Source organism: Brachyspira innocens ATCC 29796 (assembly GCF_000384655.1).
Classification (GTDB): Bacteria; Spirochaetota; Brachyspiria; order Brachyspirales; family Brachyspiraceae; genus Brachyspira; species Brachyspira innocens.
Map to the genome: position 1 here is coordinate 13368 of NZ_ARQI01000130.1, position 26121 is coordinate 39488.

Consider the following 26121-nt stretch of genomic DNA (forward strand, 5'->3'; position numbering starts at 1 on the left):
TTAATAGGCATAATATTTATGAATAATACACCCTGCTCAATAGAGGCTGAAGAGTCTCTATTGGGGGCGATGCTTCAAAACTCTCAGGCTATATCCGCAGCTTTATCCAAAATAAAATCTACTGATTTCTATAGTGAAAGAAACAGGCTCCTTTATGAAAGTATCATAGAGATGAATAATAGGGGTATAGCTGTTAATGCCGAAACCACTTTAAGATATCTTAAAGAAAACGGACTTTTTGAAAAAATTATTCAAAATGATGAAGCGTATTTAATGCGTATAATAGACGGTACGCCTTTTCATCAAAATGCCAAATATTATGCTGAAATTATCGCTGAAAAATCATTACTTAGAGATTTAATAACAGCAACTCAGGATATACAAAAATCAGCTTATGAGGCAAAAGATGCAGAAACTAAAGAAATTGCTGATTTTGCTGAGAAGAAAATATTCGAGGTTACTCAAAGAAGACTAAGCAATGATTTTATTCATATACGGGATTTACTTTACGAGGCTTTAACTACTATAGAGAGCCGAAAAAAACACAAAGGTACTGTAACTGGAGTTCCATCTGGTTTTATATCACTTGATAAAATTACTCATGGTTTTCAGCCTTCAGATTTGATTATATTAGCAGCAAGGCCTTCTGTAGGTAAAACAAGTTTTGCACTTAATATCGTAGAACATGTTATTACAAATATAGAAACTACAGGTTTTGGTATAGGTTTTTTCTCTCTTGAGATGAGCCGAATGCAGCTTGTAGAAAGGTTAATAGCAAGTAAGGCTAGAATTAGTTTGTCAAGAATAAGGTCTGGGGACTTGGAAAAGCAGGAATGGACTAAACTCGGACAGACTTTTAATAGTTTATCTCAGGCTAATCTTTTGATAGATGATTCCAGCCAATTAACTATAATGGAAATACGCGGTATAGCTAGGCAGATGAAGTATAGATTTGCCGAGATGAGTAAAACTTCTGGAAAAGAAATTGATTTAAAATTAATAGTTGTAGATTATCTTCAGCTTATTCATTCTGGTGTTCAGACTAGAAGAAATGGTACAAGAGAACAGGAAATAGCGGATATTTCAAGAGGGCTTAAAGCATTGGCTAAGGAGCTTAATGTACCTGTTATATCTTTGGCTCAGTTATCTAGGGCTGTTGAACAAAGACAGGATAAACCTAGACTTTCAGACCTTAGGGAATCTGGTTCTATAGAGCAGGATGCAGATATTGTTATGTTTCTTCATAGACAAAAACCTAACAAAGAAGGAAAAGATGATGAAGTTATAGATGACAAAACTAATCAGGTTGAAGTTATACTTGCAAAGCATAGAAATGGTGCTATACATGACGGAATACCGCTTCATTTTATAGCTGACCAGACTAGATTTGAGAATATATACAATAATAGTAATGATGCGGGGTAATTTTATTATGGAATTATTTGATGTTAAAATAGAATTACGAAAAGGTGTTAAGAATAAAATAAACTATTTTCTTGCAACTTTAGGTGAATTTGCTACTCTTCTTATAGAGGTATTCAGATATACTTTTAGATCTTCTTTCTCTTTTAGACTTTTAAGAGAGCAGATAGTAAGAATGGGTGTTGATTCATTTGTTGTTGCTGCTGTTACAGTTCTTTGTACTGGTATGGTTATGTCTTTGCAGATAGCCGTAGTACTTGACAGTGTACTAAAAGGTATTTCTCAGTTTGTAGGATCTATGGTTGGTAAGGCTATGGTTAAAGAGCTATCGCCTATGCTTCTTGCTTTGATATTTGCAGGAAGGGTGGGCAGTTCTGTTACTGCTGAAATAGGTACTATGCAGGTTAGTGAGCAGTTAGATGCTTTGAAAACTTTATATACTAATCCTATAGAATATGTTGCCGTTCCGCGTTTTTGGGCTGCTGTTATATCGCTTCCTATGCTCACAGTTTCTGCAGATATTATAGGTGTTTTGGGAGGAGCTGTAGTTACAGTATTTGTGCTTAATAGTGACCCTATTCATTATTTTGATAGTGCTATATCTGTTATATCGCTTGGAGATTTTATAGGAAGTTTAATTAAATCAACCATATTTGGTGCTGAAGTTATGCTTATATCTTGTTTTTATGGATTTAGAACTTCTGGCGGAGCTGAAGGTGTAGGTAAGGCTACTACTACAAGTGTGGTTTATAGTTTTATGCTGATACTTATTACTGACTATCTTCTAGTTTCTATACTCGGATTGTTTGGAATGTAATATCTTTTTATCTTTTATATTTATAATAATTATTATATTAGAAAATAGTTTTTATATTATATTGAATATTATTCATAAATTTATATACTAAAATATATACTATGAATATAGAATATATATGCAGCCATATTTTAAAAATGATTCAGTCTCCTGTAAGAATATATAATTCCAATAATATTTTAGAAAAAACTATAGGAATTTACGAAGGTTGTAAAGATTCTATAGATATAAGACTTCAGAATTTTCTTCTTATGAATGCCAATAAAGATTATCCTATATTAAGTATAGATAGAGATAATATAGTTTATTCTTCTATTGTACTATCAGATAAAAAGATTATAGTAGGTCCTAATTGCATAAACAGTATATCAAATGATTCTAAGAATATGTTAGAGATTCCTTTAGATATATTTTGTGAAGAGATTTTATTTATTCATAATTTATATAATAATACAGAAATATCTTATGATGAAATGCTTATTAATAATTTTATTAACGAAGAATTGCTTCATAAAATAAATAAGGAAATTACAGATACCTATATAAATACATATTCTAATAATGTATTTCATAATCCTTATGACAGAGAGCTTAGAATATTGGAAAGTATCAGGAATGGGGATTTAAATAGTTTAAAGCAGAGTTTAGATGAAAAGTTTATAGGTCAGTATGGGGTTATGGCTAAAGATAAAATTCGTTCATATAAAAATGTAGCTATATGCCATATATGTTTATCAAGCAGGGCAGCTATAGACGGAGGTATTTCTTCAGAAGTTTCTTTTTCAATTTGCGATAACTTTGTAAGAAAATTAGAAGATACTAACAAAATAGAACATATACAGTCTATAGAAAGAGAGGCACAATTTTATTTCGCTCAAATGGTATACAATGAAAAAAATAATGAGCATATAGATAATAAAAATTATTTAATAAATCAATGTAAAGAAATAATTATAAAAAATATTAATAAAAAAATAGTTGTTAAAGATATAGCTAAAAAACTTTATACCAATTCTGAATATCTTTCTAGGGTATTTAGTAAACAGGAAGGCATCACAATAAAAGATTATATACAAAGGGAAAAGATTACATTCTCAAAAAATATGCTTATTTATTATGAATATTCTTTCGGAGAGATAGCACAATATTTTTCTTTTTATTCTCAAAGTCATTATATAAAAATATTTAAGAAATGGACTGGTACAACTCCAAAGAAATTCAGAGATGAATATGGTATAAAAAATAAATAATTCTTAAAAAATCAAATTTATAGTATAAAAGTAATAATTATAGTATATAAAGCTCCTATTTTTTCCTAGTTTAAATATATATAAAAAAATAAATATTTTGGGGGCTTAACTATGATAAAAAAATTATTTATCATCATTTGTTCTTTAATGTTTTTTATAATTTCCTGTTCTGGAGGAAATGACAGCGATAAAATTTTGGTTGGTGTTGCTATGCCTACACAGTCATCAGAAAGATGGATAAATGACGCTGCTAATATGAAAGCCAATTTAGAAAAATTGGGTTATGCAGTTGATATTCAGTTTGCTGAAGACGATGTTCAAACTCAGGTATCTCAAATTGAAAATTTTATAGCAAAAGGTGTTAAATGTTTGGTAGTTGCTTCTGTAGATTCTCAGGCATTAGTAAACGTTTTGGATCAGGCAAAAAATAATGGCATACCAGTAATAGCTTATGACAGATTATTAATGGATACTGATTCTGTTTCATACTATGCTACATTTGATAATAAAGGCGTAGGAACTAAAATAGCAGAATATATAGTAAAAGCTAAAAATTTGGAAACAGCTAAACAAGAAAATAGAAGCTATACTGTAGAATTCTTTATGGGATCACCAGACGATAATAATGCCTTATTCTTATATAACGGTATAATGGAAGTTTTACAGCCATATCTTGATAATGGTGTATTAGTATGCAAAACAGGAAGAACAAGTTTTCAGGATACTTGTATATTGAGATGGTCTCAGGAAACAGCACAACAATGGGCTGAAAATTATCTTTCTGGTTATTATAACAATCAAAAATTGGATATAGCTTGCAGTGCTTTTGACGGATTTGCATATGGTATACGTTCTGCTTTGGAAGCATCAGGATATAAAGTTGGTGAAGATTGGCCTTTAATTTCTGGTCAGGATGCTGAATTAATGGCTATAAAAAATATTATTTCAGGTCATCAAACTATGACTATATTTAAAGATACTAGAATATTAGCAGAAAAATGTGCAGCTATGGTTGACGCTGTATTAAAAGGCGGTGAACCAGAAATAAATGATACTACTCAATACAATAATAATGTAAAAGTAGTTCCTACTTATTTGTGCGAACCTATTGCTATTGATAAAAATAATTATCAAAGCATAATTGTTGACAGCGGTTATTATACAGAAGAACAACTTCAAGTTAATTAATATTCAATTAAAATTAGGAGGACATTCATGGATAATGATTATATTTTAGTAATGGAAAATATTACAAAAGAATTTTCATCTGTAAAAGCTCTTGATAATGTTAATTTAAAGGTTAAAAAAGGTGAAATACATGCTCTATGCGGAGAAAATGGGGCTGGTAAATCAACTCTTATGAATGTCCTTTCTGGAGTTTATCCTTACGGCAGTTACAGCGGTAATATATACTATAAGGGAGAAAAGTGTAAGTTTAAAAAAATTAAGGATAGTGAGCATAATGGAATAGTTATCATACAGCAGGAATTGGCATTAATACCTTATCTTTCAATAGCTGAAAATATATTTTTGGGTAATGAACAGGTTTCTTTTAAAGGTGTTATAGATTGGAATAAAACTAGAGAAAAAGCTGTAGAAATGCTTAAAGTTGTGGGATTAGAAAATGAAAATGTAATGGATCCTATTTATACTATAGGGGTGGGTAAGCAGCAGTTAGTAGAAATATCCAAAGCATTAGCAAAAAAAGTGGAGCTTTTAATATTAGATGAACCTACAGCTTCTCTTAATGATAAAGAAAGTATGAATCTGCTTGAGATTATTAAGCAGCTAAAGAATGAAGGTATTACTTGTATTATTATATCTCATAAATTAAATGAAATAAGTTATATAGCAGATTCTATAACTATTATTAGAGACGGACAAAGCATACAAACTTTACATAAAGGAAAAGATAGTTTTGATGAAGACACAATAATTAAAGGTATGGTTGGAAGAGAATTAACAAACAGATATCCAAAGAGAGAAAATTGTCCTATAGGTAAAGTTATATTTGAAATAAATAATTGGAATGTATATAAGGGTAATAAACATGTTTTAAAAGATATATCTTTAAATGTAAGGGCTGGAGAAGTAGTTGGTATTGCAGGATTAATGGGCAGCGGAAGAACAGAACTTGCTATGAGTATATTTGGAAGGACTTACGGAGACCGCATTAGCGGAAATATGAAAATACATGAAAAAGAAGTGTTTATAAAAAGTGTTAAAGATGCAATAGATAATAAAATTGCATATACTTCAGAAGATAGAAAAACTTATGGTTTGGTGCTTATAGATGATATAAAACATAATATGACAATGGCAAGTCTTAAAAATGCTTTTTCTAAATTTGGCGTTGTAAATGATAATGAAGAAATATTAAAATCACATGAATATAAAAATTTATTAAATTTAAAATCTAATTCAATAAATCAGGTTGTCGGATCTTTATCTGGAGGAAATCAGCAAAAGGTAGTTTTAGCAAAATGGATGCTTTCTAATCCAGATGTTCTTATATTAGATGAGCCTACTAGAGGTATAGATGTCGGTGCTAAATATGAAATATATTGTGTTATTAATGATTTGGTAAAAATGGGGAAAGCTGTAATAATGATCTCTTCAGAATTACCTGAAATAATAGGAATGTCAGACAGAGTATATGTATTAAATGATGGAAAAATTGTGGGTGAATTGAAAGAAGATATTAATCAAGTAAATATAATGAAATGTATTATTCAAGATAATTAATTATAAAATTAATAAATAAAATATATAAAAAAATGGAGGCATTTTTATATGGATACAAAAAATAACAAATATATTAATATTGATGTAAAACAATATGGTATGATAATAGCACTTATAGCTATATTCTTTTTGTTTTATATTCTTACAGGAGGTAAAAATGCATCTCCAACTAATATAAACAATTTAATAATGCAAAATGGATATATAGTTATATTGTCAATAGGTATGCTTTTATGTGTTTTAACAGGTAATATAGATTTAGGTGTAGGATCTATAGTTGCTCTTTGCGGGGCTACTAGTGCTATATTTGTAGTTGATTTAGGAATGCCCACTCCAGTTGCATTTTTAGCTGCAATAGTTATAGGTACATTGTCTGGTGTTATAGTTGGATTTTTCGTATCTGTTTTATCAATACCCCCATTTATTGTAACTTTGGCTACTATGTTGATGGGAAGAGGTTTAACTTATACTATGCTTCAGGCTCAGACAAAAGGTCCTTTGCCTAAAGATTATACTTTTTTAGCAATTGGATTTTTGCCTAATATAGAAGTTACATTAGGAACTGTAAAATTAGATTTGGTTCCAATAATAATAGCTTTGATAATAACAGTATTTATAATATTATCAGTAATTAAAAAAGATAAAGAAAGAGCTAAATATGGTTTTCCTACAGTTGTAAAATGGCAGCAGGCTATAGTTATTTTTGTAATATTGGCTATATTATGGTTCTTCTTGTATAAACTTGCCAGATATAATGGTATACCTGTTGTATTAATATTGATGTCATTACTTATTGCCGTATATCATTTTATTACAACAAAAACTATAGCAGGAAGACAAATATATGCTTTGGGAGGAAATGCTAAAGCAGCTAAATTATCAGGTATTAATACTAAAATGGTATTTTTCTGGGTTTATACCAATATGGGACTATTATCAGCAATAGCTGGAATAGTATTATCAGCAAGAAATGCATCAGCAACTCCTAAAGCAGGTGACGGTTTTGAAATGGACGCTATAGCAGCTTGTTATATAGGAGGTGCTGCAACTTCAGGAGGTATAGGTACTATTATTGGTGCTGTAGTAGGTGCTTTCACTATGGGTATATTAAATAATGGTATGTCTCTTGTAGGATTATCTACAGATATACAAAAGATAGTTAAAGGTTTAGTTTTATTAGGAGCAGTTACATTTGACTTATTGTCAAAACAAAGAAAAAATGCATAAAATATTCTAATTAATTTTGGAGATAAATAAAATGAAAAACTTTAATGTTGGCGAGCATTATGTATTAGGTGCAGATTTTGGTTCTGATTCTGTGAGAGTAGTTATAATAGATGCAAAAGATGGAAACGTTGTAGGCAGTTATGTAAGCTATTATCAAAGGTGGAAGAAAGGACTTTACTGTAATAAACAGATAAATCAATTTAGACAGCACCCTTTAGACTATATTGAGAGTTTAACAGAAGCTGTTAATAATGCTGTTAAAGAGGCTGATAAAAAATTTAATAATGTATCTGAAAAGATTAGAGGTATATGTATAGATACAACAGGTTCTACTCCATGTTTATGCGATAAAGACGGAATGCCTTTAGCTATGAGTGAAAAGTTTAAAGATGATCCAGATGCTATGTTCATACTTTGGAAAGATCATACTTCAGTGAAAGAAGCAGATGAGATTAACAGAGTTTCTCATAGTAATGATGTTGATTATACTCAATATCTTGGAGGAGTTTATTCTACTGAATGGTTTTGGGCAAAAACTTTGCATGTTATCAGAAATAATAAAGCTGTAAAAGAAGCAGTATATACTGTTCTAGAGCATTGCGATTGGATAACAGCAGTATTATGCGGAAATACCAATCCTAGTACTATAAAAAGAAGCAGATGTGCAGCAGGTCATAAATGCATGTGGCATAAAAGCTGGGGAGGTTATCCGCCTAGAAATTTCTTTGATAAATTTGACTCTAAACTAGGAGATATAAGAGATTCATTAGGAACTGAAACATATTCAACTGAAACTATTGAAGGATATTTAACAAAAGAATGGGCTAATAAATTTGGACTTAATGAAGGTATATTAGTATGCGTTGGAGCTTATGATGCACATATAGGTGCTGTAGGCGGTTTAGTTGATGTGGGTGTTTTGGTAAAAAGTATAGGTACTTCCACATGTGATGTTACTATTGGAAATTTACCAAATGGGGAAGAAAAGTTAGTAAAAGGGATATGCGGTCAGGTAGATAGTTCTGTTGTTGAAGGATATATAGGTTATGAAGCAGGTCAGTCAGCTTATGGTGATTATTATTCTTGGTTTAGAAGTTTATTAATGTGGCCTTATAAAAATATATTAAAAACTTCTGAAGAAGAGACAGAAATGTTTGAGAAAAAAATACTTCCTTTATTGGAAGAAGAGGCTAGTAAAATAAAAACTACTGAAGATTCTCCTGTTGCTGTGGATTGGATTAATGGTAGAAGAACTCCTTTTGCTAATCAAAATTTAAAAGCGTCTATATTTGGAATGTCATTAGGTGTAGATGCTCCTATTTTTATGAAAATGCTTTTAGAGTCAACAGCGTATGGAGCTAGGGCTATAATAGAATGTTTTGAAGATGGCGGTATAGAGATTAAAAAAGTTATGGCTATAGGCGGCGTTGCTAGAAAAAGTGTATTGGGAATGCAGATATTAGCGGATGTTACAAATAGAGAAATATATGTAACCAAAGGTGATCAGGCTCCTGCTATTGGGGCGGCTGTATTTGCTGCTAAAGCTTATGGTTTATATGACAGTGTTTTTGAGGCTCAGAATGCTTTGTCTGCGGGAATAGACAGAGTGCATAAGCCTATAGAAGAGAATGTAAAAGTATATGAGACATTATACAAAAAATATAAAGAGCTTGCTAATTTTAGTGAGAAATTAATTAATAATAACTAATTTGCGGAGGATAAGTATTATGATGGATTTATCTAAATATGAATTTTGGTTTTTGACAGGCAGTCAGTATTTATATGGAGAAGAAACTTTAAAAGAGGTTAGAGCTAATTCAAAAAAAATAGCAGAAGCATTAAATAGCAGCGGACTTCCATATAAAGTAGTATGTAAAGAAATATTAACAGATTCTGATAAAATATTAGCACAATTAAATGAAGCAAATTCAAGTGTTAATTGTGCAGGGGTAATATGCTGGATGCATACATTTTCTCCAGCAAAAACTTGGATAAAAGGGCTTAGTGTATTAAAAAAACCTATGCTTGAATTAAATACTCAATTCAATGTAGAAATACCTTATGATAAAATAGATATGGATTTTATGAATTTAAATCAATCAGCACATGGAGACAGAGAATTTGGTTTTGCTACATCAAGAATGAACATACCTCGTAAAGTTATAGCAGGTCACTGGTCTAGTAAAAATGTACAGGACAGAATAGCTGTATGGATGAGAGTTGCTGTTGCTTATATTGATGGTATGGATATGACTATCGTAAGATTCGGTGATAATATGAGAGATGTAGCTGTTACTGACGGTGATAAAGTTGAAGCTATGATAAAATTTGGCTGGTCTGTTCAGTATTATGCTGTTGGTGATTTAGTAAAATATATGAGTCAGGTTACCGATGCTGAAATAGATAAACTTATGAAAGAGTATGAAGATACTTATAATATAGTTTATGGAGATAATAAAGAATATACAATATCTCATATAAAAGAACAGGCAAAAACAGAAATAGCTATAAGAGCATTTTTAAAAGATAAAAATGCAAAAGCATTTACAAATACATTCCAAGATTTGTATGGAATGAAACAATTACCAGGACTTGCTACTCAAAGATTAATGGCTGATGGATACGGATTTGGTGCTGAAGGTGATTGGAAATTATCTGCTTTGGTAAGAACTATAAAAGTTATGGGTAATGGTTTGAAAGGCGGTACTTCTTTTATGGAAGACTATACTTATCACTTTGAAGAAAATAATATGATGAATTTAGGAGCTCATATGCTTGAAGTTTGTCCTTCTATAGCAGAATCTAAACCTAATATAGAAGTTCATGAACTTGGTATAGGTGATAAAGAAGCACCTGCACGTTTGGTATTTAATGGTCAGGCTGGTCCTGCTCTATGTACTTCAATAGTAGAAATGAAAAATAGATTCAGAATGTCAGTTAATGTAGTTAATGCTGTCAAAATAGAAGAAAATAAATTCCCTAAATTGCCTGTAGCAAGAGTACTTTGGAAACCAGCACCTAATTTAACTACTGCTGCTGAGGCTTGGATATTGGCTGGAGGCGGTCACCATACTGTTTATTCTAATGCAATTAATGTTGATTATTTAACAGACTATGCCGAAATCGCTCAAATAGAACTTTTGGTAATAGATGAAAATACTAAAATTAATGAATTTAGAAAAGAAATGAGATGGAATGAAGCTTATTGGAATATGAGATAATATTATTATATGATATTTATTTTCTATTATGATAATATATTATTTATTTCATAATAGAAAATATATCTTATAATCATTAAAGGGGCATACATATGCTTGATGAATTAAAAAAAATAGTATTTGACGGTAATATTGAACTTGTAAGAAGAAATCTAGTTATTTATACTTGGGGGAATGTAAGCGGTATTGACAAAGAAAGCGGTCTTTTCGCTATAAAACCAAGCGGTGTTGATTATGATACAATGAAATTTGATGATATGGTTGTACTGGATTTAGAAGGAAATAAAAAAGAAGGCAAGTATAAGCCGTCATCTGATACTGCTACTCATATAGAATTGTATAAGGCTTTTCCAGAAATAGGTGCTGTAGTTCATACTCATTCTAGTTATGCTGCTAGCTGGGCACAGGCAAGAAAAGATATAAAAGCATTTGGTACAACTCATGCAGATTATTTCTATGGAGATATACCTTGTGCCAGAGCTTTAACTAAAGAAGAGATAGAATCAGATTATGAAAAAAATACTGGTTTGGTTATAATAGAGACTTTAAAAGAAAGAAAGATTAATCCTATGGATATACCAGGTATAATACTATCATCTCATGGACCTTTTGCTTGGGGTAAAGATGTTCATAATGCAGTACATAATGCTGTTGTACTTGAAGAAGTAGCTAAAATGGCTTACAGAACTATACAGATTAACCCTGATATAACAAGAGTAGAACAGTATTTGCTTGATAAGCATTATTTCAGAAAACATGGAAAAAATTCATACTATGGTCAAAATTAAAATTTTTGAGTAAACTGTATAATTTTATATTTATACTCTAAAATTATACAGTTTGCTTATTTTTATATATCTTTATAGAATTCTTTTAATGCTTCTTTTGCTGTTTCTCTGTCATCAAAATGTATTGTCTTATCTGGGAATATTTGATAAGTTTCATGGCCTTTGCCTGCTATTATAACTATGTCATTTTCTTTGGCTTCTTTTATAGCTTCAAATATTGCCTCTTTTCTGTCTATAATTTTTTTATAATCTTTCTTTTTAAATCCTTTTTCAATATCGTTCATTATTTGATTAATGTCTTCTGTTCTTTGATTATCTGTAGTAAGTATAGAAATATCCGAATATTTTTCTGCGATACTAGCCATTATCGGACGTTTTTTTCTGTCTCTATCTCCTCCGCATCCAAATACTACTATTACTCTGTTTGGATTTAATTTTCTAGCCTCTCTTAATATATTTTCTAAACTGTCTGGAGTATGAGAATAATCAACTGCAGCAATAAATGGGTGCTTTTCTTTTGTTACTATTTCAAATCTTCCTGCTACCTGAACCCTTCTCATAGCTTTAATTGATTTTTCTATGTCTAGTTTATATTCAGAAACATAAGCTAATACTGATAATGAGTTTAAAATATTAAATCTTCCAAGCATTGATAATTTTACTTTTGATATAAACTTGCCATTAGCATAAAACTCATATTCTGTATTTTTTGAATTAAGAGAAATTATTTTTCCGTAATAATCAGCTTTTTCATTAAGTCCGTAAGTAACCATTTTAATACCAAGTTTTTTTATATAATTTGATATTTGCTTAAAGTTATCCGTGTCTATATTAACTATTGCTAATTTTTTCTTTTTAGAGCTTTCTTTTAGAAGTGAGAATAATTTTAATTTTGCTTTAAGATAATTTTGCATATCTCCATGATAATCAAGATGATCTTCTGTGATATTAGTAAAAATGGCTGTATCATAATTTAAATAATCGCATCTGTCCATAGCAAGTGCCTGAGATGATGTTTCCATAACTATATGAGACACCTCTTTTTTTAATGCCTTATCAAATATATTCTCTAAGTCAATGGATTCTGGGGTAGTAAGATTAGTTTTTATTTCTGTTTTTCCTATCATATTTTTAATTGTACCTATTAAAGCAGTTTTATTTTTATTGGCTTCAAGTACAGATTTTAACAAATATGTTGTAGTTGTTTTTCCGTTAGTTCCAGTAATTGCTATAGTATTAATCTTTTTAGTAGGATCATCAAAAAACTTTGCCGAGATATAAGCTAAACATTCTCTTGGATTTTTTACTGCTATAAAATATACATTTGAGTGTTTATCTTCTAATTCTTTTATAAAGTTTTTATCAGCTGAATTATCATGTATTATTATACTTGCTTTATTATTAATGGCACTTTCTATATATTTATGACCGTCATCTTTTAAGCCTTTTATAGCTACAAAAATATAGTTCTTTTTTATTAATTTTGAATTGTACGCTATGCCTTTTATTTCAGTGTTTAAGCATTCTTTAGTTAATTGCTTTTCTTTTGATACTTTATATCCTTTGATAAGTTCTTTAAAAAGTTTCATAATTTAGTCCCATTTTTCATTTATTATATTTCTTATATAGAAAATAAAACAATTTTTTAAATTTTATAGTAAAAAATATATTTTATTTTATTTACTATATTATACAAATAAATAGCTTGATTTTTAGGTGTAAAAGATATATAACTATATTATAGTAAAAACTTTTTCTTGATGGAAGTAAATTATGAATATATTTATGGTATCTAGTGAAGCCTATCCATTTTCTAAAACAGGAGGGCTGGGTGATATTGCAGGAAGTCTGCATTTGGAGATTTCTTCTATCAATACTACCAATACTATGAATACTAGAAAGGCTTCAAATATTAATGCTTCTTTGATTATACCATTATATAAACAAAATTATAAACTTATATCCAAAAAAGATATATTAACTACATTAGAAATAGAACATGGTAAAAATATAGTTAAAGTTGATATTGCTAGAATTAAGCACCCTAATAATGATAATATAAATGTTTATTTTATAAAAGAAGATAACTTATTTAAAAGAAATGGTATTTATTCTGAAAATGGTATTGATTATAATGATAATGCAAGCAGATTTATATTATTTTCAAAAGCGGCAGTTAAACTTATAATATATTTATACGAAAAAGAAAATTTAGAAGTTGATATAGTACATATTCATGATTGGCAGACTGCTTTAATAGCTTTATACATTAAAGAAGTATTTAATGAAGAGGAAGCATTAAAAAAATTAAAAGTAATTTTTACTATACACAATTTGGCATATCAGGGTAATTTTCCTGTTGATATTTATGGTCTTTTAAATATCTCTTGGAAGTTTTTTGTACATAGCAGATTGGAGTTTTATGGTAATGTTAGTTTTATAAAGGCTGGTATTATACTATCTGATATCGTTACAACTGTAAGCCCATCATATGCTAAAGAGATACAGGGTGAAGAGTTCGGATGCGGTCTTAATAATTTGCTTTCCGATGTATCTTCAAAATTATATGGTATACTTAATGGCGGTCATGACGAAGAATGGGACCCTAAAACAGACAAATATATAAAAAATAATTATGATATAAATACTGTTTCAAAGAAAAAAATTATAAGAAATTCATTATATAAAGAGTTTGGTTTTATTAATAAATCCTGTCCTCTTGTAACTATGATTTCTAGGTTTGACCCTCAAAAAGGGCTTGATTTGATATATCAGTCTTTTTTTGAGATTGCAACTTATAATGCTAATTTTATTTTTCTTTTCAGCAAAAATAATTATTTTAAAGATTTTGAAGAAGATTTTATTGACAGAGCTAATAGAGCAAAAAACATAAAAGTATTATTTAGTTTTGATGAATCATTGGCTCATAGACTTACAGCAGGAAGCGATATGTATTTAATGCCTAGCAGATTTGAGCCTTGCGGACTTAATCAGATATACAGTATGAAATATGGAAGTATTCCTATAGTGCATGCTGTAGGAGGACTTAAAGATACTGTTATAAATTATAATGGGGCAAAAACTATTAATAAAGCAACTGGATTTGTATTTAATGAATATTGTATTAAAAGTTTTGTTTACACTATGGATTTAGCTTTTGATTTATATTATAATAAAAAAGATATATGGGATAAATTGGTTGCTAATGCTATGAGTAAAGATTATTCGCTTCATAGATGTGCTTTAGAATATACTAAACTTTATAAAAAATTGTTGAGTGATAAATAATAGAAAATTAAATTTATAAATTTACAAAGGAGTTAATTATGGCAAAAGATCCAAGTTTTGATATAGTTTCTGAGGTTGATATGCAGGTTATTGATGACTGTGTTAATGTTGCTGCTAAAGAAATAGATAATAGATTTGATTTTAAGGGACAAAATATACAAATAGAACTCAATAAAGGAGAGAAAACTATTACTATAGTTGCCCCTGCAGATTTTGTACTTAATCAGGTAAAAGATATTCTATTTCAGAAATTTATTAAAAGAGGCTTAAATCAAAAATGCCTTAGAGAAAAGAAAAAAGAAAAAGCAGCAGGCGATGCAGTTAGAGAGATTAATGAAATAGTTCATGGTATAGATAAAGATTTGGCAAAACAGATAGTAAAAGATATTAAAGATATGAAATTAAAAGTACAGGCAAGTATACAAGATGAGCAGGTAAGGGTGTCTGGTGCTAAAAAAGATGATTTGCAGTCTGTAATAACAATGCTTAAGGGTAAAGATTATCCTATACCTTTGCAGTTTACAAATTATAGATAATTAATTTTATATAATAATATTTATTATGCAGTAAAAAAGAGGGTTTATAAAGCCCTCTTTTTAACAAGATATATAATCATACTTTTAACCTTATAAGTCCTACAACTTTTCCAACTAAAGCAACGCTTTCTTTTATTATAGGCGGATAATTTTTATTTTCTGGCATAAGTTTTATATGGTCTTTTTCTCTGAAAAATCTTTTAATTGTTATCTCTTCATTTCCATTATCATCAATTTTTGCTACTACTATATCGCCGTTATCAGCCTGATTAGTAGGGTGCACTAATACCATATCTCCTTCTTTTATATGGGCATTTATCATAGAATCTCCCATAACTTTCATAAGGAAATTACCTTCATCTTGAGCTATAGATTTTGGAAGTGAGTATGTTTCTTCTACAGTTTCATCAGCTACGTCCATTAAAAGACCTGCTTTAACTTCATTTGATAAAAGCGGTATTCTTACCATATTGTGATTGCCTTTTTCTGATGTATCTATAGGCACGCTTCCTCTAGCTCTTTTACCAGTTTTTTTTACGTATCCCTTTTTTTCCAAAGCTGTAAGATGTGTTGTTACTGCTGTTGGAGAAGCGAAGTTAAAATGAACCATAATTTCCTTTACAGTTGGAGGGTATCCGTTTTCATTGGTAAATCTTTGCAAAAAATTAAAAATATCTCTTTGTTTATCAGTTAATTCAGTCATATTTATACCTCTTTATATTTACATGTAGTATTTGTTATTATACTATATAAAAATATGATGTCAAGTTATAATGTGAAAAAAATAATATTTTTATAAAATATAAATAATAAATTATCATAAAATTTAATATTATAATAATATGTTAAATACAAATATTTGTATAAAAATAATTCTTGAATGATAATTATTTAAATTATTTATTTCCCTTAAGTTTATTAATAGTATCTTTTTTGTTATCGCTGTCAATTATTGCACTTCCAGCAACAAGGAAATTTGCTCCTGCTTCAATTACCATATTACAGGTATTAAGATTAACACCTCCGTCTACTGCAAGTATTATATCCCTATTACCAATCAATTTTTTAGCTTCTCTTATTTTTTTTACAGATGATTCTATAAACTTTTGTCCTCCAAATCCCGGATTAACACTCATTATAAGTATATAATCTATATCATCTATAATAGGCTCTATAACATCAACTCTTGTATGCGGATTAAGTACAATACCTGCTTTGATATTATGCGATTTTATTTGATAAATAAGTCTGTGAATATGAATATTGCCTTCATAATGCACACTTATAATATCAGCACCAGCTTTAGCAAAATCATCAATGTGCTTTTCTGGATTTACTATCATAAGATGAACATCAAGAGGAATATTGCTTGCTTTTTTTATATCAGAAACTATTTTGGCCCCGAATGTAATTTGAGGAACAAATACTCCGTCCATAATATCCAAATGAAGATAATCGCTTTGAGCTTCTTCAAGTTCTTTTATTGCACTTTCCAAATTTAAAAATGAAGAAGTTAATATTGAAGGGGCTATCATAATCTTATTCATATGTTTTCCTTATCATATTTTTTGTTTTATTAAAAATTTATTATTAAAAAATTATATTATCATTTGTTTTGTCTGTTTTTCTTTATGGTTTTGCTTACTCTTTCTATATTTTCTAATGCCTTTTTAGCAGCTTCAGTTTCTGCTTCTTTTTTGCTTTTTCCTATTCCAGAAGAAAAGTTTTTATCATTAACATAAACTTCTGCTTTAAACATCTCATGATTATTTTCATCATGGTATTCATAAGATTTATATACTGGGCTTGTTTTATGTTTTTTTTGTATAAGTTCCTGAAATATAGTTTTATAGTCTTTATCAAAGTTTTCTATATCAAGATTAGTAAGTCTGTTTTTATATGCCGTCATAACAAATTTGGCAGCATTAGTAATACCAGAATCCAAGTATATAGCTCCCACTATAGCCTCAAATAAATCTTCAAGCATGTTATCCCTATATCGTCCTCCAGAAACCTCTTCTCCATGTCCTAAAAGAAGAAAGTCTCCGAGTTTTAGTTCTTTTGAAATATCGGCTAAACTTTTTTGAGAAACCAAAGATGATTTTACTTTGGAAAGCAAACCTTCTTTACTAGTATTATATTTTTTAAATAAATAATCTGATATGATAAGAGAAAGTACAGAGTCTCCAAGAAACTCAAGCCTTTGATTATATTTCATTTTATTTTTAGATTCATTAGCATAAGTTCTATGAGTAATAGCTTCTAAAAGATATGACTTATTTCTAAACTCATATTTTATAGCTGCCTGACAATTATTTAAAATTTCTTCTATATTTATTATGTTCATAATACATTCTGCCTAACAATATAGCAATTATAATACAATGAAAAAAAATACAGTCAAGAAAATATTATTATTTTTTTATAATTTTATATATAAATGTTAAATATTAAAGATATTTGAATACATATTTTCTGTAATCTCTTTAACAGAACCTCTTGAAGAATCATAACACCAATTATAATCAAATATGCTGTTTTTTACATTAAATAGAGGAGTACTTCCTACTATAAGAGAATAGAATCTATTTTCATTTTTTCTTTGTTCATTTACTAATTTATAATCACTGTCGGTAAAATCATTAAATACAAAGTCAGAGATAAAAATTAAATCAGATTTTTTATAATTTTCAATATTCATAGTTTTTATAGCATGCCTCAATGCAGGCACAGCATCAGTTCCTCCATCAAAACTTAATCTTAAAAACTCAATCAAATTATCCATAGTATTAGGATATGTTAAATCCATAGTTTCTATTTGCGTACTAAAATTTATAAGATAGCAGTTTCTTTTCTGTTTCATTGCACGAGTAGCTAGATATAATGTAACAGCTTTTGAAACAGTTTCTGGAACTCCGCTCATAGAACCGCTTGTATCAACACATATTATAATAGGACCTTTTTTATCATCTTCTTTAGCCTGTATTTCTTCTTCTATATCCTGCTCATAAAATGAATCAACATATCCTTCTTTTTTGAAAGTTAAAAGCCTGTTTTCAAAATATTTAACTCCAAATAAAGTTTCAAGTACACCTTCAGCTAGAAGCAGCTTTTCCTGAGGAAGTATATTATGTATATCCCTAGAATAAGTTATGCCAACAATCTCTTCCTGAGAGTTAGTATCTATTTTTTTAGTTTTGAAAGTTTCTTTTCTTAGAACTTTTTCTATTTTTATGCTTTCCTCTGCTTTCATAAATCTTCCTAGCATATCGCAAAGTTCTTTTATACTTTTATGATTTTTTAGAAAGTTTGCTAGTTTTTTTATATAATTTATATCTCTTTTGGCAATTTTTCCAAGACTCAAATCAAAAAGCTCACCTGTTTCATCGCCTAATGATTCTTTAATCTCTTTTATATCTTTTAAATATTCAAGCAGATTTTTAGTATCTTTAAAAAACTCTTTTCTCCTTTCGTCTATTTTATCCAAAGCCCATTTAGTATATTCTCTGTCTAAAGAATTTTTCCAATCATTCAAAACCACTTTTTCTAAAGCATTATAATAGTTATTGATATTATTGTATTCTTCTTTTTTATGTCTATTTTTTATATCATTTAATTTTTTATTATAAAAATTATAATCAGCATTTTTATCAAAATTTTTATAATTATTTATATCATTTAAAATACGGTTTTCATCAGCACCATTATTTTTAAAAGAAGAATATGCATTATTATATTTATTATATTCATTTTTCAAAGGGTTGTTAGATGAAAGTTCTTTATTCAAATTTTCATTATAATCATTTATTTTTTTATCGAGTTCCTTTGAAAACTCTTCATCTTCAAATAATTCACTGTACTGCGGAAATTCAGTATATAATTGATTTTTAATATCATCTTTTTTAAATAAAAAACTATCCAGCATATTATTTTAAAAACTCTCTAATCTTTTCAAGCTCTATAACCTTAGACTTTAATTCAGATATATTTTCATTGTATATTTCAGCCATCAAAAAATTATTTTCATCACTTAAAAATACAGAATATATATTATTAATATTGTTTTTTAAATAATTTTCATAACCATTAATATAATCATCAATATTGTTTATTAAATCATTGCATTCTATTTTTAAGTTTGAATTATTTACTGATACAATATTATTAGCTGTATTATTGACACTATTTTTAACAGGCAGACTGCATATAGTTTCATATACTTCTTTTCCATTTTCATCTATTAAAATAACACTACCCCAAAGACCAACAAGACTTATACTTCTATTCTTCATTTTTATCTTCAATTTGCCATTACCTAAATGTATGCCTTCTAAGTATTTACATTCAAAAACATTTCCATTATTTACATAATATGGATTGAAATATGAACCAGTATTCAATTGATGTGATGTAGCATATAAACTATAATTTATCAAAGGATAATTTCTCCATTTTACAGGTAATTCTACAAACTTTTCTCCATTTATCAATACTGTTTCAAATTCTAAATCGTCATCATTTGAATCAGTGCTGCTGCTATTTTGAGAATTTTTAGACCTATTTTTTATGTCCTCAATTTTTTCATCAAATATATTTATATCTGAAGCTGAAAAAAATTTTATGGCTTCTAATACTATTTTTTTCACCGCTTCAATATTTTCTTCAAGTGTCCATATACAATGAGTTATTAAAAAACAATCTACAGGCATAACAGTATTTCTTTCTGAAAAAAATGCAGCTGCTTTTAATATATAAACAATATTTTTCCATCTTCTGTCTGAAATATATATAGCTTCATTATTGCCTTTGTTATATTCGTCTATCTCGTATTTTATGGAGCATATTATATCAAGAGCTTCGTCGGATACTGATACATTATCTATCTCTTTATGAAATTTTAACCAATCTTTAGTAGATATTTTTTCTTCTTCTTTTAAATCAGCATCGAAAGAAACATCTTTATCAGATATTAACTTTACAAAATTATCAACATCTTTAGCAGTATCAACAAATAAACGCATTATAAATCTGTCATACATTGCCTCAAATCCCTGACCTTTAGGCGGAGTTTCATTACTTGCTGAAACTAATGCCTTTAATGGCACTTTCTCTTCAGCACTTCCGTTTCTATACACTTTTTCATTTATTATAGTTAATAATGTATTTAATATTGCAGGACTGCTTTTCCAAATTTCATCTAAAAATACAAAATCGGCTTTAGGTAAATATCCTTCAGTCTGTCTTTCAAATTTATCTTCTTTTAATTTTGATAAGCTCACAGGTCCGAATACATCTTCAGGAGTAGTGAATCTATTCATAAGCTGCCCGAAATATTTAGAATCTTTAAAATCTGAAGCTATTCTTCGTACTATCAAACTTTTAGCAGTGCCAGGAGGACCATATAAAAATACTGATTTTCCAGCCAAAGCACATAAAAAAGTTAAGGCAATAACTTCATCTTTTTCATACAACCCTTCAGAAAGTTTTTTTATTATATAATTTACTTTTTCTTTATTTAATTCCATATTATAATACCTTAATAATTACTTATTAAGTATAATAACATATATATTAATCATTAACAAGTATAAAAATATATTTTTAGATTTTATAATTGTTTTTTTACTTTGTATATATTATAATGTTTTTTTAATTCATAAATAAAATTATTTTGTTTAATATTTATTTGCAGATAAAAGGAATAAAATGATATCAGTAGAAAATTTAAGTAAATATTATGGTGATTTTCATGCTTTAAAAGGCGTAAGTTTTGAAATAAATGCAGGCGAAATAGTAGGTATACTAGGTCCTAATGGTGCTGGCAAGTCTACTACTTTGAGAATACTTACCTGTTATCTTTCTCCCACAAGCGGAAATGCAGTTATTGACGGAAAAAGTATATTAGATAATGAAATGGAAGTAAAAAAAGTTATAGGATATTTGCCAGAATCGGCACCGCTTTATGATGATATGAGTGTGTTTGATTATCTTGTTTATATGGCGGAAATACAGGAACTTGAAAGAAGCAGATTAAATGAAAGACTAAGATATGTTGTAGAAGCCTGCAGTTTGAAAGATGTTATATCAAAATCAATAGGTGAGCTTTCAAAGGGTTATAAGCAGAGGGTAGGTATTGCTGGTGCTATAATCCATGACCCTAAAATACTTATATTAGATGAACCTACAAACGGACTTGACCCAAATCAGATAGTAGAAATAAGGGAACTTATAAAAGAGCTTGGTAAAGAAAAAACTGTTCTCATATCAACTCATATATTAAGCGAAGTTGAGGCTACTTGTTCTAGGGCTATAATTATTAATCAGGGTAATGTTATTGCAGATGCTGACCCTAAACATTTAACTTTAAATAATAGTAAAGAAAATAAAATATCTTCAAGAATAAAATTATCTATTAAAACTAATGATGATAATAATAAAATAATAGAAAAGCTCAAAAAAATAGAAAATGTTTATGATGTGAAAATAGAAAATAATGATAATTTGAAAGATATAATAGTTTATTCTAATGATGAAGAGCCTAGAGAAAAAATTTATGCACTTATAAAAAGTACGGATTGGGTAATATATGAAATGATAAAAGAAAGAGAAAATTTAGAAGAGGTGTTCCATACACTTACAAAAGGAGATAAATAAGTGGAGAATGTTTTTTCAGTGAATAAAATAAATCATATTATAAATAAATCTATAGTTATACTAAAGAAAGAATTAAGACATATTTTCTTTTCGCCTATAGCATATATATTTTCAGCAATATTTTTGATAGTAAGCGGAGTATATTTTTTCTCAAGATTTTTTATACTTCAGCAAAATGATATGCAGGATTTTTTCAGCATTTTGCCTTTAATACTATCTTTAATAATACCGCCTATAACAATGGGTTTATTATCAAGCGAGTTTTCGAGCGGTTCTTATGAGCTTATAAGCACTCAGTCAGTTTCTACTTTAGAAATAATATTAGGTAAATTCTTTTCAGCTGTTATATTTATGCTTTTTGCCTTAATTCCAACTATACTATATCCTATTACATTGATGTTTTTAGGAAGGCTTGATATAGGACCTATAATTGCAGGCTATATTGGAAGCGTATTTCTTATTATGGCATTATGTGCTATTGGTATATTTGCCTCATCAACAACAAAGAATCAGATAGTGGCTTTGATAGTAGGACTTGCTATTATGATATCATTAAACATGTTTTTGAGATATTTAACCTTGCTTTTTCCAGCCTCTGTTAATATTATAGAAGTTATAAGCGGTGATTATCATTTTGCTAATATTGCAAGAGGGGTATTGGATTTGAGAGATATTGTTTATTTCTTGTCTGTTACAGTAATATTTTTGTATTTATCAAATATTATGCTGGAAAATAGGAAATAATTTACGATATTAGAAATTAAAATAAAATAGGGATTATATAAATGAAAAAGAATATTACAAAAATTATAGTTTTACTTGTTGTACTTGCTGTAATAAGTGTTGCAGCTTTTATTACTACAAAACAAAAACGCTTACAAATGGAAGCTAATAAACCAAGAACTCAGCTTTTTGAACTTAATGAAACAAATGTTACGAAATATGAATTAAAATATGCTGAAGAGCCGATTATCGTAGAAAAAATAGATGAAACTTGGAAAGTAATTTCGCCTTCTAATGATTATAAAATAGATCAATTAGAGGCTTTTGCTAATGTTAAAAACTTTAATACACTCAATATTGATATGACTATTACTAATCTTTCAGAGCTTGAATCATTCGGACTTGAAAATCCTAGCAATGAGTTTACAGTTTGGGAAGGTAATAAAGAGTATAAAATATTTGTAGGAAATAAAACCCCAGATGAAGAAAGATACTATGTAAAATATAATGATGAATATTTTAGTGTTGAATTAATATATATAGAGGCATTAAAGAAAACTATTGATATGTTAAGAGATAAACAAATATTTGACAGACCTATATATATAGATTCAGTAATTAGAACAGAAAGCAATGTAAGAGATTATACTAATATCATAAGAAAAGAAAATAGAACTAATTGGGTTGTTGATGGAGTAGAGGAAGAGATTAATTTAGATAAGGCTTATAGAGATTTTGAAACTTTATCTTTGGTTAAGGCAACAGGATTTGTGTATGATGATAATATGATAAAATATTTGGAGAGATTATTCAGAATTCCAGATGCAACAATCACAATATATATGGAAGATAATACTAAAAAAAGCTATGAAATAGTATATGATAATAATGACAATAGAGTATATGTAAAACCAGAAAGCGGAATAATATACGAAGTTGATTATTCTATATATGCTGCTGCTATGCGTGACAGAAGTTACTATATAAAGACAGAAGATGATGATAAAGAAATGAATAATTCAGATGATGAGTTTTATAATGATAATATGTCAGAAGATAATATGAGATTAGATGAAAATATTCAGCAATAATTTCATAAATAAATAATAGGAGCAAATTATGAAAAAGCAAATACCTAATTTACTAAGTATTAGCAGAATAGTTTTATCACCGCTTGTTATATTTTTATATTTTTATAATTCTATGATAAGTGCTGTGCTTGCTTTAATATTTCTCATAATATTGGAGATAACTGACGCTTTAGATGGAGCTATGGCTAGGAAATTCAATTTAGTTAGTGATTTAGGTAAGGTGTTAGATCCTTTTGCAGATACTGTATTTCATATAACTATGTTTACAATATTTTTGTATGAAGGTTCTATGCCTATATGGATGTATATAATTTCGCTTTACAGGGATATGTTTTCTATGTTTATAAGAATATTAGGAGGGCTTCGAGGCTTTGCTGTTGCTGCTAAGTTTAGCGGAAAACTAAAAACTGCTTCAAGGGCTGCTGCTGTTGTTATAATATTCTTAATAAAAATATTAAAGCATACTTCTATAGTTTTACCATATAATGAAATAATATACTATAGTTTATTAGTTGTAACAATAATAACTATATATTCATTCTTTGATTATATGCCTTTAATAACTGGAAAGTCAGCTAAAAAATAATAGAACTGATTAAATTAATTTTTTAGTATTAGAATAAAAAGCTGATAACTTATTGACTTGAGTTGTCAGCTTTTTTATTATAATTATACCAGTTTATAGTTGTCTATGTATATGCTGAAAATTCTTAAGTTTGTCAATTTTTTTATTGTTCTTTTCCCGCCTTCGCTCTGCGGACTTCGTCAAAATAACCTTATATCATCTATAAACTCGGATACGCTTCGCAAAAGACTGCATATTTATATATTATTATCTTCTATTTACGATAAAAATAATATATAAAAAATAGTTTAAAAACAGGCAGGTATAATATAAAAATAAAACCGCCTATAAAATATTTTATAGACGGTATTTATTAATGGCAATTTTATTATATGTCAGTTTTATGCAGATTTTACAATTTTTTTCTTGTATATTGTATCTACTATAACACCCAAAGCATTATCACCAGATACATTACAAGCAGTACCGAATGAGTCTTGAGTGATGTATAAAGCAACCATTATAGCACATAAAGGACTATCTGGAGTACCTAATCCTACCATATAAAGGAAAGGCAAAGCTGTCATTATAGAACCGCCAGGAGCACCAGGAGAAGCTATCATAGCTATACCAAGCATAGCAATGAAAGGAAGTACTGTAGTGTAAGAAATAGGTATTTGATTCATTAAACATACGGCAGTGGCACAGGCTGTAATTGTTATCATAGAGCCTGCCATGTGTATATTAGCACAAAGAGGTACTACAAAGTTTCTTATTTGTTCAGATATTCCGTCTTTTTCAGCACATTGTAAATTTACAGGTATTGTAGCAGCTGATGACTGAGTGCCTAAAGCTGTAGCATATCCAGCTATTTGGTTTTTCATAAGCATAAAAGGATTTTTCTTTCCTATTGTACCAGATACTAAGAATGCTATTAATAAATAAAGTAAATGCATTATTATTACCACTATAAATACTTTCCATAATATTCCTAAAATTACAAAAGTTTTTCCAGATCTAGTCATATCTACGAAAGTACCACAAATGTAAAGAGGCAAAAGAGGAATTATAGATACTCTTAAAACTTTATCTATAATAGTTGATAACTCTTTAAAAACATTGTACAAATAATCACCTATTTCTTTTCCTCTCATAGTGGAAATACCAAGTCCTATTATGAAAGCAAATAAAACAGCTGCCAAAGTATCTAAAAGAGGAGTTACCGTTATTGATAAATAAGGAGCAACAGAGTTTCCGGCAGCAGCAGCTATTTTTTGAATATCATCTGGACTCATAAAACTAGGAAATAGATTATAAGCTACTAAAAAAGATGCTGATCCAGCGATTAATGTAGAACCATAAGCTAATATACAAGTCACAAGAAGTAAGAATCCCGAGCCTTCTTTTAAATCAGCTATACCCATAGACACATAGGAAACTATCATTAGCGGTATTACAAACTTCAAATAAGAACTAAATATTCCAGATGCTGTAACAATAATTCTTGATATTACTTCTGGTATAAAGTGCTGTCCAAAGAATATACCGAGCAGAATTCCGATGATTAGTCTAGGTACTAATCCAAGTTTAAATTTTTTTTCCATGCATTTCTCCTAAATTAATGTTTATACTATATAATATATACAAAAATCACAACAAGTAAATAGAAGTCCACATTTTTTTTGTTTTTAACTACTAATAGAAATATTAAAATTTTGTTTAAAAAACTTTTACACTACATAAATTATGTTTACAAAAAATATAATAGATTTGTAGTAAAACATTAAATTTCAA

General features: G+C 28.6%; 22 protein-coding genes. 15 read left to right on the top strand and 7 right to left on the bottom strand.

Features of this window, described 5'->3' with window-relative positions; all coding sequences use genetic code 11:
- Positions 1–18 precede the first annotated feature (18 nt).
- The 9 genes from dnaB to F811_RS0114710 all read left to right on the top strand — a co-directional run bounded on the left by dnaB (position 19) and on the right by F811_RS0114710 (position 11470).
- Positions 19–1425, top strand: a complete 1407-nt coding sequence (gene dnaB / locus F811_RS0114670; RefSeq protein WP_020005987.1) for a replicative DNA helicase — start codon at positions 19–21, stop codon at positions 1423–1425.
- A gap of 7 nt (positions 1426–1432) precedes the next feature.
- On the top strand, positions 1433–2239 hold the full coding sequence (locus tag F811_RS0114675; protein WP_020005988.1) for an MlaE family ABC transporter permease: 807 nt from the start codon (positions 1433–1435) through the stop codon (positions 2237–2239).
- Between the two features lie 137 nt (positions 2240–2376).
- Positions 2377–3489 (top strand): AraC family transcriptional regulator, encoded by a 1113-nt coding sequence (locus tag F811_RS0114680; RefSeq protein WP_169337210.1) that lies wholly within the window; start codon positions 2377–2379, stop codon positions 3487–3489.
- 111 nt (positions 3490–3600) lie between these two features.
- Complete coding sequence (gene chvE / locus F811_RS0114685) at positions 3601–4677, top strand: multiple monosaccharide ABC transporter substrate-binding protein (RefSeq protein ID WP_020005990.1); 1077 nt, start codon at positions 3601–3603, stop codon at positions 4675–4677.
- Positions 4678–4704: 27 nt separating this feature from the next.
- Positions 4705–6234 carry a sugar ABC transporter ATP-binding protein gene (locus tag F811_RS0114690; protein WP_020005991.1) on the top strand — a complete coding sequence of 510 codons (1530 nt, stop codon included), beginning with the start codon at positions 4705–4707 and terminating at the stop codon, positions 6232–6234.
- Between the two features lie 48 nt (positions 6235–6282).
- Complete coding sequence (gene mmsB, locus F811_RS0114695) at positions 6283–7461, top strand: multiple monosaccharide ABC transporter permease (RefSeq protein ID WP_020005992.1); 1179 nt, start codon at positions 6283–6285, stop codon at positions 7459–7461.
- A gap of 31 nt (positions 7462–7492) precedes the next feature.
- Positions 7493–9169 (top strand): ribulokinase, encoded by a 1677-nt coding sequence (locus tag F811_RS0114700; protein WP_020005993.1) that lies wholly within the window; start codon positions 7493–7495, stop codon positions 9167–9169.
- A 19-nt stretch (positions 9170–9188) separates the two neighbouring features.
- Positions 9189–10682, top strand: coding sequence for an L-arabinose isomerase (araA, locus tag F811_RS0114705; RefSeq protein WP_020005994.1), 1494 nt, complete (start codon positions 9189–9191; stop codon positions 10680–10682).
- 92 nt (positions 10683–10774) lie between these two features.
- Positions 10775–11470 carry an L-ribulose-5-phosphate 4-epimerase gene (locus tag F811_RS0114710; protein ID WP_020005995.1) on the top strand — a complete coding sequence of 232 codons (696 nt, stop codon included), beginning with the start codon at positions 10775–10777 and terminating at the stop codon, positions 11468–11470.
- Positions 11471–11532: 62 nt separating this feature from the next.
- Here F811_RS0114710 and F811_RS0114715 read toward each other — a convergent pair whose 3' ends face one another.
- Positions 11533–13059, bottom strand: coding sequence for a UDP-N-acetylmuramoyl-L-alanyl-D-glutamate--2,6-diaminopimelate ligase (locus tag F811_RS0114715; RefSeq protein ID WP_020005996.1), 1527 nt, complete (start codon positions 13057–13059; stop codon positions 11533–11535).
- A gap of 184 nt (positions 13060–13243) precedes the next feature.
- Here F811_RS0114715 and F811_RS0114720 point away from each other — a divergent pair, with 184 nt between their 5' ends.
- On the top strand, positions 13244–14758 hold the full coding sequence (locus F811_RS0114720) for a glycogen synthase (protein WP_020005997.1): 1515 nt from the start codon (positions 13244–13246) through the stop codon (positions 14756–14758).
- 38 nt (positions 14759–14796) lie between these two features.
- On the top strand, positions 14797–15294 hold the full coding sequence (locus tag F811_RS0114725) for a YajQ family cyclic di-GMP-binding protein (protein ID WP_013115207.1): 498 nt from the start codon (positions 14797–14799) through the stop codon (positions 15292–15294).
- Between the two features lie 76 nt (positions 15295–15370).
- Here the strand turns inward: F811_RS0114725 and lexA are convergent, their stop codons facing one another.
- From lexA to F811_RS0114750, 5 genes are all read right to left on the bottom strand, one after another.
- The gene (gene lexA, locus F811_RS0114730) at positions 15371–15997 is read right to left on the bottom strand and encodes a transcriptional repressor LexA (protein ID WP_020005998.1); all 627 of its coding nucleotides are present in this window, start codon (positions 15995–15997) and stop codon (positions 15371–15373) included.
- Positions 15998–16190: 193 nt separating this feature from the next.
- Complete coding sequence (gene rpe, locus F811_RS0114735; RefSeq protein WP_020005999.1) at positions 16191–16841, bottom strand: ribulose-phosphate 3-epimerase; 651 nt, start codon at positions 16839–16841, stop codon at positions 16191–16193.
- 59 nt (positions 16842–16900) lie between these two features.
- A complete protein-coding gene (gene rnc / locus F811_RS0114740; RefSeq protein WP_020006000.1) occupies positions 16901–17641 on the bottom strand; it encodes a ribonuclease III in 741 nt (246 codons plus the stop codon).
- Between the two features lie 96 nt (positions 17642–17737).
- Positions 17738–19219: a VWA domain-containing protein gene (locus F811_RS0114745; RefSeq protein WP_020006001.1), complete on the bottom strand. Its 1482-nt coding sequence runs from the start codon at positions 19217–19219 to the stop codon at positions 17738–17740.
- Between the two features lies 1 nt (position 19220).
- Entirely contained in the window at positions 19221–20819 is a 1599-nt protein-coding gene (locus tag F811_RS0114750; RefSeq protein WP_020006002.1) for an AAA family ATPase, read from the bottom strand.
- A 181-nt stretch (positions 20820–21000) separates the two neighbouring features.
- On the opposite strand from F811_RS0114750, the gene F811_RS0114755 reads away from it, so the two are divergent.
- From F811_RS0114755 to pgsA, 4 genes are read left to right on the top strand one after another with little or no spacing between them, the layout of a single operon-like run.
- Positions 21001–21948, top strand: a complete 948-nt coding sequence (locus F811_RS0114755) for an ABC transporter ATP-binding protein (RefSeq protein WP_020006003.1) — start codon at positions 21001–21003, stop codon at positions 21946–21948.
- Entirely contained in the window at positions 21949–22692 is a 744-nt protein-coding gene (locus F811_RS0114760; protein WP_020006004.1) for an ABC-2 transporter permease, read from the top strand.
- A 41-nt stretch (positions 22693–22733) separates the two neighbouring features.
- The gene (locus F811_RS0114765; RefSeq protein ID WP_020006005.1) at positions 22734–23762 is read left to right on the top strand and encodes a DUF4340 domain-containing protein; all 1029 of its coding nucleotides are present in this window, start codon (positions 22734–22736) and stop codon (positions 23760–23762) included.
- Between the two features lie 28 nt (positions 23763–23790).
- The gene (pgsA, locus tag F811_RS0114770) at positions 23791–24348 is read left to right on the top strand and encodes a CDP-diacylglycerol--glycerol-3-phosphate 3-phosphatidyltransferase (protein WP_020006006.1); all 558 of its coding nucleotides are present in this window, start codon (positions 23791–23793) and stop codon (positions 24346–24348) included.
- Between the two features lie 380 nt (positions 24349–24728).
- On the opposite strand, the gene F811_RS0114775 is transcribed toward pgsA, so the two are convergent.
- On the bottom strand, positions 24729–25931 hold the full coding sequence (locus F811_RS0114775) for a dicarboxylate/amino acid:cation symporter (RefSeq protein WP_020006007.1): 1203 nt from the start codon (positions 25929–25931) through the stop codon (positions 24729–24731).
- Between the last annotated feature and the right edge of the window lie 190 nt (positions 25932–26121).

What these genes read in the sequence shown, in the direction of transcription:
- F811_RS0114710 (WP_020005995.1), top strand. Translation starts at nt 10,775, where the DNA reads ATGCTTGATGAATTAAAAAAAATAGTATTTGACGGTAATATTGAACTT.
- F811_RS0114715 (WP_020005996.1), bottom strand. Translation starts at nt 13,059, where the DNA reads ATGAAACTTTTTAAAGAACTTATCAAAGGATATAAAGTATCAAAAGAA.
- F811_RS0114765 (WP_020006005.1), top strand. Translation starts at nt 22,734, where the DNA reads ATGAAAAAGAATATTACAAAAATTATAGTTTTACTTGTTGTACTTGCT.
- lexA (WP_020005998.1), bottom strand. Translation starts at nt 15,997, where the DNA reads ATGACTGAATTAACTGATAAACAAAGAGATATTTTTAATTTTTTGCAA.
- chvE (WP_020005990.1), top strand. Translation starts at nt 3,601, where the DNA reads ATGATAAAAAAATTATTTATCATCATTTGTTCTTTAATGTTTTTTATA.
- mmsB (WP_020005992.1), top strand. Translation starts at nt 6,283, where the DNA reads ATGGATACAAAAAATAACAAATATATTAATATTGATGTAAAACAATAT.
- rnc (WP_020006000.1), bottom strand. Translation starts at nt 17,641, where the DNA reads ATGAACATAATAAATATAGAAGAAATTTTAAATAATTGTCAGGCAGCT.
- F811_RS0114775 (WP_020006007.1), bottom strand. Translation starts at nt 25,931, where the DNA reads ATGGAAAAAAAATTTAAACTTGGATTAGTACCTAGACTAATCATCGGA.
- F811_RS0114755 (WP_020006003.1), top strand. Translation starts at nt 21,001, where the DNA reads ATGATATCAGTAGAAAATTTAAGTAAATATTATGGTGATTTTCATGCT.
- pgsA (WP_020006006.1), top strand. Translation starts at nt 23,791, where the DNA reads ATGAAAAAGCAAATACCTAATTTACTAAGTATTAGCAGAATAGTTTTA.
- F811_RS0114690 (WP_020005991.1), top strand. Translation starts at nt 4,705, where the DNA reads ATGGATAATGATTATATTTTAGTAATGGAAAATATTACAAAAGAATTT.
- F811_RS0114750 (WP_020006002.1), bottom strand. Translation starts at nt 20,819, where the DNA reads ATGGAATTAAATAAAGAAAAAGTAAATTATATAATAAAAAAACTTTCT.
- F811_RS0114720 (WP_020005997.1), top strand. Translation starts at nt 13,244, where the DNA reads ATGAATATATTTATGGTATCTAGTGAAGCCTATCCATTTTCTAAAACA.
- dnaB (WP_020005987.1), top strand. Translation starts at nt 19, where the DNA reads ATGAATAATACACCCTGCTCAATAGAGGCTGAAGAGTCTCTATTGGGG.
- F811_RS0114725 (WP_013115207.1), top strand. Translation starts at nt 14,797, where the DNA reads ATGGCAAAAGATCCAAGTTTTGATATAGTTTCTGAGGTTGATATGCAG.
- F811_RS0114700 (WP_020005993.1), top strand. Translation starts at nt 7,493, where the DNA reads ATGAAAAACTTTAATGTTGGCGAGCATTATGTATTAGGTGCAGATTTT.
- rpe (WP_020005999.1), bottom strand. Translation starts at nt 16,841, where the DNA reads ATGAATAAGATTATGATAGCCCCTTCAATATTAACTTCTTCATTTTTA.
- araA (WP_020005994.1), top strand. Translation starts at nt 9,189, where the DNA reads ATGATGGATTTATCTAAATATGAATTTTGGTTTTTGACAGGCAGTCAG.
- F811_RS0114680 (WP_169337210.1), top strand. Translation starts at nt 2,377, where the DNA reads ATGATTCAGTCTCCTGTAAGAATATATAATTCCAATAATATTTTAGAA.
- F811_RS0114675 (WP_020005988.1), top strand. Translation starts at nt 1,433, where the DNA reads ATGGAATTATTTGATGTTAAAATAGAATTACGAAAAGGTGTTAAGAAT.
- F811_RS0114745 (WP_020006001.1), bottom strand. Translation starts at nt 19,219, where the DNA reads ATGCTGGATAGTTTTTTATTTAAAAAAGATGATATTAAAAATCAATTA.